This is a genomic window from Thermococcus sp. MAR1 (assembly GCF_012027305.1).
Taxonomy (GTDB): domain Archaea; phylum Methanobacteriota_B; class Thermococci; order Thermococcales; family Thermococcaceae; genus Thermococcus.
This window is the reverse complement of sequence record NZ_SNUF01000001.1, coordinates 417,110-432,874: the sequence shown is the minus strand read 5'-3', so window position 1 is coordinate 432,874 and position 15,765 is coordinate 417,110. Positions and strand designations below refer to the sequence as shown.

Sequence of the window (15,765 nt, the reverse complement as noted above, 5' to 3'; positions counted from 1 at the left end):
AACCTTTCCCTTCTGTATCACCGAAAGTGTTACAGCAGTCTGAAGAGGAGGTAGGCGACGCCGATGGAAACTGCCCATGCCCCGGCGTTCCAGCGAACGACCTTGGAGCCGTCCAGCGGCGGGAACGGGAGCAGGTTGAAGAAGGCCAGCCACAGATTGACCGTTGCCGTCGTCCTGAAAATCCACCAGAGGGTCGTGAATGGGTGAGTGGTTCTTAAAACAACTAGAGCTACTATGCCAACGGCTATGTTGGTAAGCGGACCCGCAAGGGCTATCTTTCCAAAGGCCTCCCTGGAATCCACAGCGTAGGGAGCGTAGACCTGGACGGCACCGAGGGCGGCGAATATCCAGGTGCTCCCCGTGAGAAGGCGCGTCGCTACACCCATGAGAAGCGCCAGAAGTATGCCGGTGTCCCATCTGCGGTAGTACGCCCTGTAGCCGTAGTGCCTCGCAATCTGCCTGTGGGCGAGCTCGTGGAAGAGGAACGCCGTCAGAACTGCCACGGCCGCGTAGGGGAGGGCGTAGGGGTCAAAGTTGGAAAACAGCAGAGTAAGGACTAAAAAAGAAACCAGCAGGTCTTCGATCTCCCTCCTTCCGGCACTCCGGGGTTTATTCACGGTGCGCCAGGGTTCGTAGTTCATCAGAACGCCCCACGGGGAGGTTCACCTGCCCTTCACTTCAATCTTCTTACCGATTACGAGCTCTGCCGCCTTAACGGCCGCGCCGCCGCTCCCAACGGCTATCCTCACCTGATCCTCCGGGACGTAAACGACTATCTTGTCCTCAAGCTCCTCGATTTCAAGAATCTTGACGTTGAGCATCTTTTCGAGTCTGTCCTTCATGGTGATCCCCAAGAATGCTGGGGCTCTTTCAAATATAAAAGTAACGAATCAGTCGAAGTCCCAGATGGTTCTGCCCTTGTAGAACATCATTACGTAGCCGCAGTTCCTGCAGATGACTATCTTCACCTTGTGGGCGGTGAACCCCCATTTGCTGTCTATCTTGCCTTCCTCAACATCAAAGTCCGTTCCCCCGCAGAGCGGGCAGACCAGATGCCTCCTTTCCATCATACCACCCCCGCAGTCCAGTAGGGCGAGAGAAACCTTCTCTCCTTCGCCCTCTCGAGGAGGTGCTCTATCCCGGGCTTGTGGCCGAGGCCGACAACGGCCACAACCCTGGGCCTCTTAACCCCCCGGAGCTTGAGGTTCTCCACGATTGAGATCAAATTCCTCGCCATGACCTCGTTGCGCTCCTCGACCAGGACGCGGTAGAGGTAGGGGTATCTCCTCCGAAACTGAATCATCATGACCCTGTACTCCGCCATCGGGTCGGCCATTTCACCGGACTTAACCGGCAGGAATATTCCAAGCGCCTCCAGCGCCATGAGGAGCTTCTCCCTTCCCGGTGCGGCGAGAATCTTCGAGAGTATGAGGTTTATGTCCTCGTCTATGAGGTAGAGCGGGACACCCAGCCTCTGGGCGGCGTTTATGGCAGCTTTCATCTCCTCTCCGGGCTTCATGCCAAACTCCTCACCGAGCTTCTCCTCGACCTTGGCTAAAACGTAGTTTATCAGCCCCTTCCTGCCGAAGCGCAGTGATTCCTCCAGAGTTAGCCTCCTGTTCTCGTTCATCGCCAAAAAGCGCGCTCTGTCGAGCTCTATAGCAACAGCATGGGGCCTCTCATTGAGTATTGTCCTGATTACCTCCTCCCTGCTCCTCGGCGAAACGTGCATCGTGCCTATGAGCCTGACGTAACGAAGGTAGCTCATCCCCTCTCCTCCAGAAGGTTTCTCACACTGAATTCGCCGGATTTAAACTCCAGGACATCAAAATCCCTCGGAACTACGAAATCCACTCCAAAATCACGGCATATTCGCGAGGCCCCGCTCGTGTATTCGTCGTAGGTGTAGCGGAAGGCCCTGTGGAATAATGCCAAAAGCTTCACCTTGGCCCTCTTAGCGACCTCACAGGCTTCCTCCACCGTTGAGTGGTAGCTGTCGCCCCTATGGGCCGGATCCAGATAGGTGGCCTCATGGATTAGAAGGTCTGCCCTCTCGGCGAAGAGCCTGACCCTTTCAGCGGGCTCGGTGTCGCCGGTGTAGGCTATCTTGAGTCCCTTTCTCCTCGGCCCGGTGACGTCCTCAAGGTAAATCGTTTTTCCGTTCCACTCGATTTTACCTTCACGCTCAAGCTTCCCGAGTATCGGCCCCTCGCTCAGGCCGTATTTCCTCAGCTTCTCCGGCAGGAACTTCCCGCGCCGGTCTTTTTCCCTAAAAACGTAGCCCAGAGCCGGAATTCCATGCTCGACCTTGAATGACCAGATTTCATAACCATTGAACTTCAAGCGGGTTTCCCCAATCTCGTGGACGTGTATCTCAAAGCCCGGCCTGAAGAAGCCGCTCTGGAGGAAGTGCTGGACGAACTCGAAGGTGTATTTGGGGCCGTAGATATGGAGCGGTTTTTCCCTGTCCCACAGGTTCATCGTCTGGATCAGCGCGGCTAAACCGAGGTAGTGGTCGCCGTGGAAGTGGGTGATGAAAATCTTTTCCACCTTCATTGGGCTGAGCTTTGCCGTGTTCATCTGCCTCATAGTGCCCTCCCCGACGTCGAAGAGTATAATCTCACCGTTGTAGCGGAGCGCTATGGCCGGAACGTTTCTCTCCCTGGTGGGCATTATGCCGCCCGTGCCGAGGAAAATCACTTCGAGCATGTTACATCATAGGAAGGGGGACTTAAAAAGCTCTCCCAGGAGTTATAACCGAGAATCGTAACACGATGGGTGAAAAGCCTTTTATATTTCAAAGTCCAATGGTATCATGAGTTTACTTAGGTCTGCTCTTTTGCAGGTCTTTGTAAACTCCTATCGAAAGGGGGCGAATTTATGAAAAAGGGAACTGCCCTTCTGGTTTGGTTATTTCTTATCATCTCCCTACTTGCCGTGCCCTCCCATTCAGTGAAGGCTGGAGAGGCCGACCTTCTCTATGGTTCCGGGGGAATGGTGATAGCGAACGAAGAGATCATCATAGGTGATAGGGGAGACTACATCTGGGGCTATGAAAACGAGACCGGTGGCTACGTCGTCCAGTTCCACACCGGCTATGAAAAGTGGGACGAGCTCGTCTCGTGCGATGTCAACGGCGACGGAAAGGCGGAGATAATCCAGGGAGACAGGAGCACCGATAAGATATACATCTACACCATGACCGGCGATGAGCTTGGAAAGCACGACGTGAACTTTGAGGAAGGGGACGATTTGGCATGCGGCGACGTTGACGGGGACGGAAAGGAGGAGATAATCTTCGCCGACAGGAACAACTGGATAAAGGTCTTTGATGGGAACTTCAACGTCCTGGGCAAGTTCAAGGTGGATGATTTCGAGATAGGCGATTCGATAGGGGCCGGCGATTTTGACGGCGACGGGAAAGCGGAGATAGTCCATGCCGACTACGACGAGGATACCGTGAGGATATACGACACAAGCGGCAACGTCATGGGGAGCTTCTCAACCGAGGACTACTTCAACCTCAAGGACAGGGACGAACTCGCAACCGGCGATGTGAACCTCGACGGACTGGACGAGATAGTCATAGCGAGCCGGGACACCCCGACGGTGGGGATACACGTTTTCTCCCTGAGCAAGAACGGCGGTCAGTACAAAGCTTCGGAGATAGCCAAGTTCACGGTCCCCTTCAAGAAGGGAGACAGGATAGCGGTTGGCGACGTCAACACCGACGGCGTTGATGAGATACTCTGGGCATCGCAAGACGGATACGTCAAGGCCTACAACATGGGGGGAGAACTGCTCAACGGACCGAAGGGCCTGAAGACGGAGTTCACCTACGGGGCCGGACTGGCGGTTGGAGATGTGAACGGCGATTCCATAATCGTCGGACCGCCAAACAAAGCAACTATGAGCGTCGTTGACGAAGTGATAGCGGTCATCAACGCACCGCCAGTGGACTTTGATGTGATAAACGATACCGGGGTTTTCTACGCGGAGTACAAGAACAAGAAGGGAGAGAAGCAGGTGGCATCGGTCAAGGCCACCCACGACGTCAAGATGACGATAGGGCTCACCGTGAAGACCGGCAGCAAGGTACTGGGAGGTGGAAGCGAGTTTTCCCTAAAAACCTCCCTCGGCTTCAAGATGCAGAGGGAAACCGGGAAGTCCTATGAGACTGCCATAACCTACAAGATGCTCTCGGACATGGCCGATGGGGCGCTCTACGTGAGCACTGACTACGAGGTCTACGAGTTCCCAATAATAAGCCCTCCCGAGCTTGCCATCATCAACGGCGAGCAGCAGTACATCCTCGTCAGCATCCCCAAGGGGCCGCCCAACGTCCACTTCGTGAACTACGACTCCCAGCTGCACGAAATAGGGGACATCAACACATACCCCACGAAGATAACCGAGCTGAAGAACTACGAGGTCGGGAACGTCCTCGGAGTTTTCACAATCGAAGCTGGAAAGGTTGGGAGCTCCTACGAGCAGTACACAAAGCAGCTGAACTGGAAGAAGAGCAAGAACACCTTCACCGTCGGTGTCTCCCTGAGCGCCAAGGGAGGCGGAGGCGTCTCGGGGATCACGACCGTCGAGGGCAGTATGGAGGGGAACTACGGATATGAGAGGGTCAGCACCCACGAAGTGACCTTCTCCGACGAAACGAGCATCCTGGTCGCGTATGAAGGCAGGATAGATGACAGGGACAAGTGGTACAACGCCACTGGCGTTATCTACACTGACAGCGAGGACGGGCATTTAGTTCTCGACTTCTACGTGCCGAGCAAGGGAGACTACTACAAGAACCGTGAAAACAGCCCGATAGTGTTTAACTTCGGGTTCCTCCACTTCAACTACAACGTCCTCCTGGCAATGGACAATCCCCCCGAGTGCACCATGGAGGTAACTCCCACAGCCGGGAAGAGACCACTAAAGGCGAACTTCCAGCTCCACCTGAACGATCCCGACAACGACACCATGCGCTGGGAGCTCGATTTCGGGGACGGCTTCAGCGTTGAGGGCAACGGGAGTGAACTTGACCACGTCTACGACAGAGAAGGAGTTTACAACGCACTCCTCACGGTCTACGACTCATGGGGCAAGAACTCGACGTGCAGCGCAACCATCAACGTCCAGCAGAACAAAGAACCCACGGCACTCTTCAGCTACTCGCCAGCGGAGCTGAAGGTCGGTGAAGAGGTAAGATTCATAGACAGCTCCACTGACCCTGATGGAGAAGTTGCAGGCTGGAACTGGAACTTCGGAGACGGAAGCACCTCGACCGAGAGGAACCCCCGGCATACCTATTCTCAGCCGGGCAAATACACCGTCCTGCTGACGGTCGAGGATGAGAGCGGCCTTAAGAATGCCTACTCCAAGGAGATAACCGTTGAACCAAGGAACTACCTGCCCACCGCGGACTTCACATTCCTACCGAAGGAGCCGAAGGCCGGGGAGGAGGTAAGCTTTGCAGACAAGTCCCACGACAGAGATGGGGAAGTGGTGAGCTGGAGCTGGGACTTTGGAGACGGAGGCACATCAAGCGAGGCCGAGCCTGTTCACGCCTTCGAGAAGGCCGGCAACTACACTGTAACGCTGACGGTAACGGACGACGCAGGAGGGGAGGACGTCAAGAAAATCACCATCACGGTTGGAGCCGCGGAGAGCCCCTCTCCAACCGAGACTACATCAACCGAAGCCCTAACTACCACCACACCACCTGAGACGACGTCGAGCACGCCGAGTGGGACAACTAGCTCTCCAGAGACGAGTCCCTCCAGCACCCAACCATCCCCGACCGAGTCAGGGGGCACCTGCGGCCCGGGAGTGATAGCGGTTCTGGCGATCCTAGTTGCCCTCTGGAGGAGGCGCTGACTCCTCCATTTAATTTTGACCAAAGCGTTAAATACCTCCGGACGGCTAATTATTCTGAGGTGTTCCGAGATGGAAGAGATTCTGAAGGCAATCGAGGAAAAGGACTGCAAAAAGGTTGCAACCCTTCTGTACCACAGGGTTGACGAGCTGGGCGACGAGGAGCTTAAAGAGGTCCTCGAAAAGGCCGAAAAGCTCGCCCTGGAGTGTGGAGATTTCGAACTGTACAAGCTCACCGTTTACTACTTCCACGAACTTCTGGGCATAGACAAGCTGAGCGAGTTTGAAAAGATGGCCGAGGAGAAGGACACCTTTGAGGTAAAGTTCGAGCTTGCCGACCTCTACTACCTGATAGGAGAGCTTGAAAAGGGCCTCGACCTTTACAGGGCACTGCTTGAAGAGGAGACCGAGAAGGGGAACAGGGAGAACATAGCGAAAATCTACTACGCCATGGCGCTCATCCACGAGGAACTCCAAGAGTACGAAAAGGCCATAGGGCTCATGGAAAAGGCGGAGGAGATATACCGCGAGCTCGAAAACGAGGACGAGGTCCTGAGGATAGCCATCCACAAGGCCTACGTTCTCTTCGAGTCGGGAGAGACTTACGAGGCAAAGGCAATGCTCGCCGGCCTTCTACCAAGAGTCTTAGACAAGAGCGACCTCCTCGTTGAGATACACCTCAGCTTCGAGGAGATATTTGAGGAGGACGAGAACTACGATGCTGCTTTGCAGGAGTGCCTCTACGCACTGATTCATGCCAGAGGAAGCGACTACGAGGATATCACCTTCGGTTCGCTGATGGACGTCCTCTGGCAGCTGTTCCTTGAGGACGACTTCGAGACGGTTTACCTGCACATGGATATGTTCGCCAAAGCAATGCCGGAGCTGGCGGACTTCTTTGAGGCCGTGAAGGCGATAGCCCTCTACAAGGACGGCAAGATCGAGGCGGAAGAGGCAGGAAAGGCTATAGAAAAGGTCAAGGACCCGCGCCTGCTAGACCTCCTTGAGTTCCTCGGAGAGGCCGAGATGTGAGAGGGGAACCACGACGGGGATTCCCCCTACCTCTTCTATCCCAACCTTCACGTCATAGACCTCCTCGAAGAGAGCAGGCTTCAGTATTTCCCTCCCACCGTCGGCCACAATCCTTCCACCCTTCATGAAGACGAACCTCCTGGCGAAGCGAAGGGCCAGGTTGACGTCATGCATGACCACGATCGAAGTTTTCCCATCTTCCGCGAACTTCTTAGCAGTTTCCATAACCTCCAGCTGGCTCTTGATGTCAAGGTTGTTGGTCGGCTCGTCCATGAGGAGTATTCTAGGCTCCTGAGCCAGGGCCCTCGCAATGCTCACCTTCTGGAGTTCCCCGCCGCTCAGCTCCTTGGTGGGCTTCAGCGCAAGGTGAGCTATACCCATCATCCTCAGGACTCTCTTTACGGTCTCAACATCTCGCTTCGACGGCCTCAGCCCCATGTAGGGCCTCCTGCCGAGCAGAACTGTATCAAAAACCGTCATAAACCCTGGCTCGCACCTCTGGGGCACGTAAGCGAGAATCCTCGCCAGCTCATCCCTGGAGTAATTCTCCACCGGGCGTTCAAGCACTTCAACCGCCCCACAGTCCAGGATTCCAGCGATGCACTTGAGGAGGGTTGACTTTCCGGCACCGTTGGGGCCGAGTATCGCCACGAACTCCCCCTCTTCAATCTCCAGCTCAACACCCCTGAGGGCCTCCGAGCCGTTATAGGTGAAGTGGAGGTTCCTCACCCGTACGGCCTTCATCTCCGTCCCTCCATCCTTATCAGGAGGTATATGAACGCGGGGGCACCGAGGAAAGAAGTCACTATGCCCACCGGAAGGATCATCGGGGACAAAACCAGCCTGGCAATAGTGTCGGCGGCCACGAGTAGCAGGGCGCCGGCGAGGGCCGACAGGGGAATGAGGAAGCGATAGTCACCGCCGGCAACAAGCCTAATGGCGTGGGGTGCTATGAGGCCAACGAAGCCGATGACACCTACAAAGGCAACGCTCACCGCGGTTATCAGTGCCGCCAGGAAGGTCGAGATAAGGCGAACCCTCTCAACGTCAACCCCAACGCTCTTTGCAACGTCGTCCCCCATAACTGAGGCGTTCAAATCCCAGCGCTTAACGACGAAGTACGCGAAGATTGGAACGAACACAACGAGCATTATCGCGTTTTCCCGCCAAGTGGCCCTTCCGAGGTCGCCGAAACTCCAGTAGACCATGGCCGCCAGCTGGAGCTCGTCGGCGAAATACTGGACGAGGGTAGTTAGTGCAACGAAGAGTGAACTCATGGCAACCCCCGCCAGAATTATGGCCTCCGGGCTGAGTCCCTTCAGTCTCGCCAGTGCAAGAATCACGGCCGTGGCGCTTATGGCGCCGATGAAGGCAAAGAGCACAACGGCGTAGGGGTTGTCAAGCGAAATCCTTCCGGAACTCTCAGCATAGCCTGCCCCCAGGAGTATCGCAAGGGAAGCACCGAACATCGCCCCGTGGGAGACACCCATTGTGAAAGGGGTCGCTAATGGATTCCGCAGAAAGCCCTGCATGACGGCACCGGCCACGGCAAGGGAGGCACCGACCAGGAGACCTGCAACTATTCTCGGCATCCTTATGTTCCAAACTACCACTCTGGCGCCATCCGTCCCGCCGCCGAGGAGTGCATCAACGACCTCCCTCACCGAGAGGAAGTAGGCACCGTGGGAGAGGGAGTACAGGCTAACTGCGAGGATGGAAAGAAGAAGGAAAAGGCCGATGGACAGTTTCCTGGCCACGTAGCCCTCGTAGTCCATTCCCATCACGGTGAGGTCGGCAGTGAGTATTTAATCGTTCCGTTGGAGAGATCTATCTTCCCGAATCCCCCGAACTGCTCCTTCATGGTATCGTAAACGGGCTTTCCGAGCAGGAAGGCGTATATCTCGTCGGCCTTCTTCGCCGGGTCAACGTCGCTGAACCTCTCGGGGTAGAGCACCTTCCCGATGAAGTACGCATCGGCCAAGGCCGTTCCAACGTTGGTGGTGTAGAAGTTATAGGGAAGTATGCCGTAGACGTTGCCCTCCTTGACGGCCTTAAGAGAGGCGTAAAAGTCCGGATTCTTTGAGTAATCGTCGAGGATCAGCTTAAGGCCACCCTCGTCGATGAATATGTACTCGGGCTGCCACTCGAGGAGCTTCTCCTTGTCGATGAACTGGTGGCCGCTCCCAAGCCCGTCGGCAACGTTCTTGGCGTGAACGACGATGAACGGCGGATAACTGGCCTCCGTGCTCTCAATTCCGTGGGCTCCCTTGTAACCGATTCCGCCGACGAAAACGGTCTTCGGTTCAACTCCAGAGGTGCGCTTCATCAGGTCCTTCTGGGTTGCATTGATGAAGTTGATTACCTCCTCTGCCCTCTTCTCCCTTCCGAGTATCCTGCCCGCCAGTTCGAGGGATTTGAAGAGCTCCTCGTCCTCGAAGGTCGCCAGCTGGCCGTAGCTGAGGACGACGACGGGGATTCCGGTCTTGGCCTGTATATCATCGGCCGTCTTCTTGTCCACGTAGGTTATGAAGATAACGTCGGGCTTCAGCTCTATGAGCGCCTCGAAGTCCGGCAGTTTGCCAGGCCCGCCCGGTCCGACGGTCGGCAGCTCCCGGAGTTCAGGGTGGGCTATGATGTAGGGCCTTCCAAAGTTGTAGCGTTTCTCGAAGTCCTCAACGCCGACCACCATATCGCTCGCGTTCAGGTAAACCACCAGCCGTAGCGCTCCGGGACCGACGGCAACGACCCGGTTCACCTTCGCCGAAACCTCGACGCTCCTCCCAAGGGCGTCCGTGACGGTTATCGTAGCCTTTCCGGTTTCGGTGTTCGTGCTGCTCCCAATGCAGCCGCTTATTGAAACCACGAGCAGGATTAAAAACAGGGCAAGGAACCTTCTCATCTCAGCACCCCCTTGGCGAGACTTTCACTATTCCCCTACCAACCACCGCCCGGTAGGTTTCCCCGGCACAGCGGAGGCAGAAGGGCTCGTCGTTTATGTAAACTGCCCGGGTTTCCATAACCAGCTCCCCGCACTCCGAGCAGCGGACGCTCTCCACTATCGGCGCCTGCTCTATCGGGGGAAACTTAACCCGTTCAATCTTGAACTCCTCCCTCGGGAGCTCCAGCATGGTGTATGCTATATCCTCCCAGAGTTCCCAGAGGCGCCTCCGCTCTTCTTCGGTTCCCTTTCTTTCCTTGACTACCCTCCTGAAGAGCTCTGTGGCATCTGGTGGGTAATACTTCCTCAGCTCCTCGGCATCTGCATAAACTCTAACCCCCTCCCAGATGGAGCGCTTCACCAGTGTGAGGGCTGTCTTTCCCAAGTCGAGGTATATCAGAGAGTTGTTTCCTAAGGTGCAGCCTGTCGTCACCTGAACACCGTCGGTGAAGCAGCTATTGATCTCGACTATGGCGAGAACGGATTCGTCAACACTTCCAGAGTAGTCGAGCCTTCCAACACCGAGTTCCTCCATGGCTATGAGCGACGCCCGGATTCCGAGCGCCAGGTAGGGACAGACGTGGCCGTGAAACTCCCTGGCGTACTCTAGGATTCCCCGAGCGTCACCCTCCTCCACCAGCCTGTTGAGAGCGAGCATTGTATCACCAAAGGCGAATTGGGTAACACATTTTTTAACGATTTTTTGAGCTAGGTGTTATTAACCTTTGGTGTTGGTGCTTTAGAAAAGCGTGCATATGCACAAACTTTATATTTGAAGACTTTTTCATAGTATTGGTGGTTTCATGAGAATCGCGGTCCCCCTTAAGGATGATAGAGGGCTGGAGAGCGAGGTCTGTGAGCACTTTGGCAGGGCAAAATATTTCGCGTTCGTTGAGGTCGATGATGCCACCATCAAAGGTTTCGAGGTTGTCGAGGTTCCCTTCGAAGAGCACGGCCCAGGTGACATCCCAAACTTCGTGAAGGAGCACGGCGGGGAGGTTGTGCTTGCCTACGGGATGGGAGGAAAGGCCATGGCATACTTCGAGGGCCTAGGAATAACCGTCGTCACCGGGGCCTACGGGAGGGTTAAAAACGTCGTTGAGGCCTTCATACACCAGGTTCTTGAGGTCGACCCTCACTGGAGGGAGAGGATAGAGGCGACGAAGCACCAGTGAAAAAGTTTTTAAATGAAATTTTTTTCATTTAATTTGGTGGTCGTATGGGAATCAAAGACTTCGCACCGAGCTGGTTCGCGAGCGTTATGGGAACCGGTGCTCTAGCGCTCGTGAGCAAGGCATACTCGGGGAAACTCCCACCCCTAGGGAACTTTGCAGAGCTTCTGACTTACATCAACACCGTTCTGTTCTTCGTCCTGCTGGTGCCCTGGGTTCTGAGGTGGCTAAGATATAGAGAAGACGCCCTCGGTGACTTGAGGCATCCCGTCATATGCCACTTCTACGGCACAATAGCGGTGGCAATGCTCGTCCTCTCAGCGGACTACCTTTTCATCCTCCGGAGGGAATTCGTTGCAGTGGTATTCTGGGCCACAGGAACAGTTCTCACGGTGTTCTTTGCCCTGCTGATTCCATACCTGATGTTTATCGAGGGGGGAATAGACATCAGAACCGTGACTCCCGCGTGGTTTATTCCCCCGGTTGGACTGATAGTGATTCCACTCAGCGGCTCGGTGATAGCCTCAACACTCGCTGGAGCCACCAGGGAGGTCACATATGCGATAAACTACTTTGCCTGGGGCTCCGGCTTCTTTCTCTACCTGGCGCTCTTTGCGATAGTCATGCACAGGTTCATAACCCACGAACCCCTGCCATGCGGTATGGCGCCAGCAATATGGATAAACCTCGGACCCATCGGAGCCGGGACTTCAACCCTCTACGCACTAATAAAGGCGAGCGACTTCGTAACGGTGAAGGAGCCTTTCTTAGTCTTTGGACTGCTCCTCTGGGGTTTTGGAATATGGTGGCTTCTCATGGCGATTCTGATGACGCTCCACTACCTCAGGAAGCTCAACCTCCCCTACAGCCTCGCCTGGTGGGCCTTCATATTCCCGCTTGGAGCCTACGTTAGTGCGACCTTCAACGTAGGGACAACCTTCGGGATAAACGCCATCACAGACTTTGGATTCGTCCTCTACTGGCTCCTCCTGGCGATATGGCTGGTCACTGGAGGTCTTACGCTCAGAAACTTCGCCTTCAGAGGTTCAGAGCAACGAGAAGCGTCTTAAGGGCTATGAGGTACATTATGACCCCTATCATCTTTTTCACCTGGTCGGAGCTCATCTTAAAGTGCATCAGGTGCGTTCCAAGCCAGCCCCCGACTATTGCAGGAACGGAGACCCAGAGGAGCAGTTTTAAGTCCAAAGTTCCCATGCCCCAGTACGTCAGGAACCCGCTCAGGGACGAGAAGAACACTATCAATGCTGTTGTCGAGGCGACTTTTTTCGGTTCATAGCCGAGAAGTATCAATGCGGGACTGATTATTCCGCCTCCCCCAACACCGAGGAGTCCACCCAGAAAGCCTGCTATTCCACCGATGAGCGAGCCCTCAATGACGTGGTTTCCCCCTCCCCTCCGCTTTCTGGGCCGGAAAAAGAGCATCATCGTGCCTGAGTAAAGCAGGAAGAGCACGAAAACGACAAGGACAACGCGACGAGGTATGAACTTCCCGGAGTATGCACCAATCGGAGAAATAGCCGTGTCACGATGAGGATTGGCAGGCCGAATCGAACGTCGAGCTTGCCATGTCTGATGTTCTTCAGCGTTGCGGAGAGCATTGAGAGTGTGTTGATGAACAGACCGGTTGGTTTCGCGGTCATGAGAGGAACCCCAAGCCAGCCCATGACCGGGACTATGGCTATTGCAGAACCAACACCCCCTATCGAGAAGACGATACTGAGGATAAAGGCAACAAGTGCGAGTTCAGGGTAGTTCGTTTTAGGTCACCCAAACAAAATGAGAAGAACCTCATTTAAAAATTTTCTCATCCAAAAAGGTGTTAAACAGGAGAGCCGAGTTCAATACATGAACTCCAAAACCAGGGTCGCTTTAGTCCTCTCGCTAATCTCGCCCTTCTTCGCAGAGGTGCTGAGCGGCTCCACCCCACCCCTAGAAGTCCTCACGAATCCCCTCTCGTTTCCGTTTCTGTGGGCCTACTACGGTGCTGGCGTTCTCCTCGTCCGCGAGGCCTGGATCAGGTGGGGGAGGAACTACGTTAGGCTCATGCTCCTCGGCTTTGTCTATGGAATCGTGGAGGAGGGACTCGTCGTAAAGTCGTGGTTCAATCCGAAATGGCCAGACCTGGACGTTTTCAGCGTTTATGGGAGGGTATGGGGAGTTAACGCAGTCTGGGCGGTGTGGCTGACGATGTTTCACTCCCTGATGAGCATAGCGATGCCGATAATGGTTGTCGATGCCCTCTATCCAGAGTTCTCCAATGAAACACTCCTTGGAACGCGGGGGATAACCGTGACGGCACTCTCTTTCGGAGCCTCCGCTGCGGTGTTCTCAGCGTTCCTGGCCCAGTACCGCCCGCCGGCAGTTCAGTATTCCCTCACCATCCTCCTCACGGTGCTCCTGCTGATCCTCGCAAGGAAGGTAAAAAGGGAGACTCTCTTCAAGCGCGGCATTCCAAGGAGACATCCCTTCGTCTATGGCTTCACTGTCTCCTTCGCGTTGTTCTTTATCTTCACAGCCTTCCCCCACTCCTCAGCACACCCCGTTGTGCCCTCTGTCCTCGGACTTCTGGTAACCCTCCACTTCTACTCCACACCCTCCCATCTTGACGAGAGGAGAAAGTATGCCCTAGCCCTGGGCTTCCTGGCCTTCTGGCTCGTGCCCTACGATGTAATCCTAGAGGTCAACGGCGTGAGGGGTGAGGCCCTCCTAGGCGTGGTCACCTTCGCGGTTCTCGCGTGGAAGCTGAGGGAGATGGAAGCCAGTGAACCCAAGGTTTGAAACCCGCCCATTTTTAAGCGTTCAGGAATAAAATCTGAACGGAGGGATTGAGATGCACGAGTGGGCACTCGCCGATGGTATAGTTAGAACTGCCCTAGATTACGCTGAAAGGGAAGGCGCGTCAAAGCTCCTCGCGATCCAGGTCGTTCTCGGCGAACTCCAGGACGTCAACGCCGAGATAGTCGAGTTCGCAATGAAGGAGCTCCTCAAGGGGACGATAGGAGAGGGGGCAGAGATAGAGTTCATCGAGGAAGAGGCGGTTTTTAAGTGCCGCAACTGCGGTCACGAGTGGAAGCTGAAGGAGGTCAAGGGAAACTTCGACGAGCGCATAAAGGAGGACATACACTTCATCCCCGAGGTAGTACACGCGTTTCTAGCCTGTCCGAAGTGCGGGAGCAGGGACTTTGAGGTTCTCCAGGGGAGGGGAGTCTACATAAGCGGCATAAAGATCGAGAAGGAGGGAGAGGCATGATAAGCATAGACCCGCGCGTCAAGGGCATAGAGGGCAGGCTTGAGAAGGTGAAGCGCATAATTCCCGTCGTCAGCGGGAAGGGCGGCGTTGGAAAGTCGCTCGTCTCAACAACCCTCGCCCTTGTTCTGGCGGAGAAGGGTTACAAGGTTGGACTGCTTGACCTCGACTTCCACGGCGCGAGCGACCACGTGATTCTCGGCTTCGAGCCAAAGGAGTTCCCCGAGGAGGAGTACGGTGTAATCCCGCCGACGGTTCACGGAATAAAGTTCATGAGCATCGTCTACTACTCCGAGGACAAACCCACACCCATGAGGGGCATGGAGATAAGCGATGCCCTCATCGAGCTCCTCGCCATAACGCGCTGGGACGAGCTGGACTACCTCATCATAGACATGCCCCCCGGCCTCGGCGACCAGTTCCTCGACGTGCTGAGGTTCCTCAAGAGGGGCGAGTTCCTCGTCGTTGCAACGCCGTCGAAGCTGTCAATCAACGTCGTTGAAAAGCTTCTGACCCTTCTCAGGGAGAGGGAGCACAGAATCATGGGAGTCGTCGAGAACATGGTTCTCCGTCCGGGGCAACTCGACGAAAGGGATGTTAAAAAGCTCGCGGAGCGCTACAACGTCCCATACCTTGCCGGAATACCCTTTTATCCGGACCTCGAATCCAAGATTGGGAACGTTGAAGAGCTCCTGAAGACCGAGTTCGCGGAGAAGATAAGGAAAGTCGCGGAGAAGATTTAGCGAAGGGTTTTTCTTTTCTTCATTGCAAAGGCTTAATGGGTGAAAGCATGGAAGTGCGAAAGCTGATTCATGACACAGTAATCAACGTCTGCAGGGAACAGGGAGTTAATGTAGTTGAGATAATACTCTTTGGGTCGAGGGCCAAGGGCACCTCCAGAGAAGGCAGCGACTGGGACATTCTGCTCGTCACGGAGAACCAAGTGAAATGGAGAAAAAGAGTGCATCTTACCGGGGAAATAAGGAAAAGACTTGCGAAGAAGGGCCTAGCCATGGACATCCTCGTTGTATCCAAGGAGGAGCTTGAAAGGCTTAGGGACTCTAAGGAGTACATATACTACTATGCCGTTAGGGAGGGTATCCCAGTATGAGTTATCTCGATTGGATACGAAAGGGAGAAGACGACCTCAGGTTAGCCGAACTCGCATTGGAGAATGATATTCCTGACTATGCTGCATTTCATGCCCAACAGGCCGTTGAAAAGTTCCTAAAGGCATTCCTTCTCAAAAACAACAAACCGCTGGTAAGAACTCATGAGATAGCTTACCTTATTGAGAAATGTAAAGAGATAGACCCCTCTTTTGAAGAACTCTACAACTTAGGAGCTCATTACCTCTCGGACTTTGCCGTTGAGGTTAGATATCCTGGTTACTACCCTGTGCCAAAAGAACTAGCAGAGGAAGCAATAAAAACTGCAAAGCAGGTTCTGGATTTTATCATTCGACGGCTGGGGGAATAAAT

The 15,765-nt window shown here is 54.8% G+C and carries 20 protein-coding genes; 9 read left to right on the top strand and 11 right to left on the bottom strand.

Annotated elements, in window-relative coordinates; translation table 11 throughout:
- Positions 1-29: 29 nt before the first annotated feature.
- From E3E25_RS02465 to E3E25_RS02445, 5 genes are read right to left on the bottom strand one after another with little or no spacing between them, the layout of a single operon-like run.
- Positions 30-641, bottom strand: a complete 612-nt coding sequence (locus tag E3E25_RS02465) for a site-2 protease family protein (protein ID WP_167891681.1) — start codon at positions 639-641, stop codon at positions 30-32.
- A gap of 21 nt (positions 642-662) precedes the next feature.
- Positions 663-842 (bottom strand): KH domain-containing protein, encoded by a 180-nt coding sequence (locus E3E25_RS02460; RefSeq protein WP_139680288.1) that lies wholly within the window; start codon positions 840-842, stop codon positions 663-665.
- Positions 843-890: 48 nt separating this feature from the next.
- A complete protein-coding gene (locus E3E25_RS02455; RefSeq protein ID WP_162840170.1) occupies positions 891-1,067 on the bottom strand; it encodes a hypothetical protein in 177 nt (58 codons plus the stop codon).
- Positions 1,067-1,768, bottom strand: coding sequence for a TraB domain-containing protein (locus E3E25_RS02450; RefSeq protein ID WP_167891680.1), 702 nt, complete (start codon positions 1,766-1,768; stop codon positions 1,067-1,069). Before E3E25_RS02450 ends, E3E25_RS02455 begins: the two co-directional genes overlap by 1 nt.
- The gene (locus E3E25_RS02445) at positions 1,765-2,709 is read right to left on the bottom strand and encodes a ribonuclease Z (protein WP_167891679.1); all 945 of its coding nucleotides are present in this window, start codon (positions 2,707-2,709) and stop codon (positions 1,765-1,767) included. Before E3E25_RS02445 ends, E3E25_RS02450 begins: the two co-directional genes overlap by 4 nt.
- A 171-nt stretch (positions 2,710-2,880) precedes the next feature.
- Between E3E25_RS02445 and E3E25_RS02440 the strand changes: the two genes are divergently transcribed.
- Both E3E25_RS02440 and E3E25_RS02435 read left to right on the top strand, forming a co-directional pair.
- Positions 2,881-5,877 (top strand): PKD domain-containing protein, encoded by a 2,997-nt coding sequence (locus E3E25_RS02440; protein ID WP_206204598.1) that lies wholly within the window; start codon positions 2,881-2,883, stop codon positions 5,875-5,877.
- Between the two features lie 69 nt (positions 5,878-5,946).
- A complete protein-coding gene (locus tag E3E25_RS02435) occupies positions 5,947-6,906 on the top strand; it encodes a tetratricopeptide repeat protein (RefSeq protein WP_167891678.1) in 960 nt (319 codons plus the stop codon).
- Here the strand turns inward: E3E25_RS02435 and E3E25_RS02430 are convergent.
- From E3E25_RS02430 to E3E25_RS02415, 4 genes are read right to left on the bottom strand one after another with little or no spacing between them, the layout of a single operon-like run.
- Positions 6,868-7,650 (bottom strand): ABC transporter ATP-binding protein, encoded by a 783-nt coding sequence (locus E3E25_RS02430; RefSeq protein ID WP_167891677.1) that lies wholly within the window; start codon positions 7,648-7,650, stop codon positions 6,868-6,870. The genes E3E25_RS02435 and E3E25_RS02430 overlap by 39 nt on opposite strands.
- Positions 7,647-8,681: an iron ABC transporter permease gene (locus E3E25_RS02425; RefSeq protein WP_167892614.1), complete on the bottom strand. Its 1,035-nt coding sequence runs from the start codon at positions 8,679-8,681 to the stop codon at positions 7,647-7,649. The genes E3E25_RS02430 and E3E25_RS02425 overlap by 4 nt, the downstream gene beginning before the upstream one ends.
- A 5-nt stretch (positions 8,682-8,686) precedes the next feature.
- Entirely contained in the window at positions 8,687-9,805 is a 1,119-nt protein-coding gene (locus E3E25_RS02420) for an iron ABC transporter substrate-binding protein (RefSeq protein WP_167891676.1), read from the bottom strand.
- 1 nt (position 9,806) lies between these two features.
- Entirely contained in the window at positions 9,807-10,502 is a 696-nt protein-coding gene (locus tag E3E25_RS02415; protein WP_167891675.1) for an FmdE family protein, read from the bottom strand.
- A 145-nt stretch (positions 10,503-10,647) separates the two neighbouring features.
- Here E3E25_RS02415 and E3E25_RS02410 point away from each other — a divergent pair, with 145 nt between their 5' ends.
- Together E3E25_RS02410 and tdt are read left to right on the top strand one after the other, a co-directional pair.
- Positions 10,648-11,019: a NifB/NifX family molybdenum-iron cluster-binding protein gene (locus tag E3E25_RS02410; RefSeq protein WP_167891674.1), complete on the top strand. Its 372-nt coding sequence runs from the start codon at positions 10,648-10,650 to the stop codon at positions 11,017-11,019.
- A gap of 44 nt (positions 11,020-11,063) precedes the next feature.
- Complete coding sequence (gene tdt / locus E3E25_RS02405) at positions 11,064-12,086, top strand: tellurite-resistance/dicarboxylate transporter (protein WP_167891673.1); 1,023 nt, start codon at positions 11,064-11,066, stop codon at positions 12,084-12,086.
- Here the strand turns inward: tdt and E3E25_RS02400 are convergent.
- The gene (locus tag E3E25_RS02400; protein ID WP_370456638.1) at positions 12,055-12,489 is read right to left on the bottom strand and encodes a sulfite exporter TauE/SafE family protein; all 435 of its coding nucleotides are present in this window, start codon (positions 12,487-12,489) and stop codon (positions 12,055-12,057) included. The two genes, tdt and E3E25_RS02400, sit on opposite strands and share 32 nt — an antisense overlap.
- Entirely contained in the window at positions 12,459-12,719 is a 261-nt protein-coding gene (locus E3E25_RS11630; RefSeq protein ID WP_370456664.1) for a hypothetical protein, read from the bottom strand. The genes E3E25_RS02400 and E3E25_RS11630 overlap by 31 nt, the downstream gene beginning before the upstream one ends.
- A 163-nt stretch (positions 12,720-12,882) precedes the next feature.
- On the opposite strand from E3E25_RS11630, the gene E3E25_RS02395 reads away from it, so the two are divergent.
- The 5 genes from E3E25_RS02395 to E3E25_RS02375 are packed head-to-tail and all read left to right on the top strand — an operon-like array spanning position 12,883 to position 15,763.
- Positions 12,883-13,815: a hypothetical protein gene (locus tag E3E25_RS02395; protein WP_167891672.1), complete on the top strand. Its 933-nt coding sequence runs from the start codon at positions 12,883-12,885 to the stop codon at positions 13,813-13,815.
- Positions 13,816-13,867: 52 nt separating this feature from the next.
- Positions 13,868-14,287 carry a hydrogenase nickel incorporation protein HypA gene (hypA, locus tag E3E25_RS02390; RefSeq protein ID WP_167891671.1) on the top strand — a complete coding sequence of 140 codons (420 nt, stop codon included), beginning with the start codon at positions 13,868-13,870 and terminating at the stop codon, positions 14,285-14,287.
- Entirely contained in the window at positions 14,284-15,027 is a 744-nt protein-coding gene (locus E3E25_RS02385) for an Mrp/NBP35 family ATP-binding protein (RefSeq protein WP_167891670.1), read from the top strand. Before hypA ends, E3E25_RS02385 begins: the two co-directional genes overlap by 4 nt.
- Before the next feature lie 47 nt (positions 15,028-15,074).
- Positions 15,075-15,395: a nucleotidyltransferase domain-containing protein gene (locus tag E3E25_RS02380; RefSeq protein WP_167891669.1), complete on the top strand. Its 321-nt coding sequence runs from the start codon at positions 15,075-15,077 to the stop codon at positions 15,393-15,395.
- A complete protein-coding gene (locus E3E25_RS02375; protein ID WP_167891668.1) occupies positions 15,392-15,763 on the top strand; it encodes a HEPN domain-containing protein in 372 nt (123 codons plus the stop codon). Before E3E25_RS02380 ends, E3E25_RS02375 begins: the two co-directional genes overlap by 4 nt.
- Positions 15,764-15,765: the final 2 nt, after the last annotated feature.

Excerpts from the sequence above, each read along its gene's own strand:
- E3E25_RS02445 (WP_167891679.1), bottom strand. The coding sequence starts at position 2,709 with ATGCTCGAAGTGATTTTCCTCGGCACGGGCGGCATAATGCCCACCAGG.
- hypA (WP_167891671.1), top strand. The coding sequence starts at position 13,868 with ATGCACGAGTGGGCACTCGCCGATGGTATAGTTAGAACTGCCCTAGAT.
- E3E25_RS02460 (WP_139680288.1), bottom strand. The coding sequence starts at position 842 with ATGAAGGACAGACTCGAAAAGATGCTCAACGTCAAGATTCTTGAAATC.
- E3E25_RS02440 (WP_206204598.1), top strand. The coding sequence starts at position 2,881 with ATGAAAAAGGGAACTGCCCTTCTGGTTTGGTTATTTCTTATCATCTCC.
- E3E25_RS02415 (WP_167891675.1), bottom strand. The coding sequence starts at position 10,502 with ATGCTCGCTCTCAACAGGCTGGTGGAGGAGGGTGACGCTCGGGGAATC.
- tdt (WP_167891673.1), top strand. The coding sequence starts at position 11,064 with ATGGGAATCAAAGACTTCGCACCGAGCTGGTTCGCGAGCGTTATGGGA.
- E3E25_RS02395 (WP_167891672.1), top strand. The coding sequence starts at position 12,883 with ATGAACTCCAAAACCAGGGTCGCTTTAGTCCTCTCGCTAATCTCGCCC.
- E3E25_RS02455 (WP_162840170.1), bottom strand. The coding sequence starts at position 1,067 with ATGGAAAGGAGGCATCTGGTCTGCCCGCTCTGCGGGGGAACGGACTTT.
- E3E25_RS02465 (WP_167891681.1), bottom strand. The coding sequence starts at position 641 with ATGAACTACGAACCCTGGCGCACCGTGAATAAACCCCGGAGTGCCGGA.
- E3E25_RS02435 (WP_167891678.1), top strand. The coding sequence starts at position 5,947 with ATGGAAGAGATTCTGAAGGCAATCGAGGAAAAGGACTGCAAAAAGGTT.
- E3E25_RS02380 (WP_167891669.1), top strand. The coding sequence starts at position 15,075 with ATGGAAGTGCGAAAGCTGATTCATGACACAGTAATCAACGTCTGCAGG.
- E3E25_RS02430 (WP_167891677.1), bottom strand. The coding sequence starts at position 7,650 with ATGAAGGCCGTACGGGTGAGGAACCTCCACTTCACCTATAACGGCTCG.
- E3E25_RS02375 (WP_167891668.1), top strand. The coding sequence starts at position 15,392 with ATGAGTTATCTCGATTGGATACGAAAGGGAGAAGACGACCTCAGGTTA.
- E3E25_RS02450 (WP_167891680.1), bottom strand. The coding sequence starts at position 1,768 with ATGAGCTACCTTCGTTACGTCAGGCTCATAGGCACGATGCACGTTTCG.
- E3E25_RS02410 (WP_167891674.1), top strand. The coding sequence starts at position 10,648 with ATGAGAATCGCGGTCCCCCTTAAGGATGATAGAGGGCTGGAGAGCGAG.
- E3E25_RS02420 (WP_167891676.1), bottom strand. The coding sequence starts at position 9,805 with ATGAGAAGGTTCCTTGCCCTGTTTTTAATCCTGCTCGTGGTTTCAATA.
- E3E25_RS02425 (WP_167892614.1), bottom strand. The coding sequence starts at position 8,681 with ATGGACTACGAGGGCTACGTGGCCAGGAAACTGTCCATCGGCCTTTTC.
- E3E25_RS02385 (WP_167891670.1), top strand. The coding sequence starts at position 14,284 with ATGATAAGCATAGACCCGCGCGTCAAGGGCATAGAGGGCAGGCTTGAG.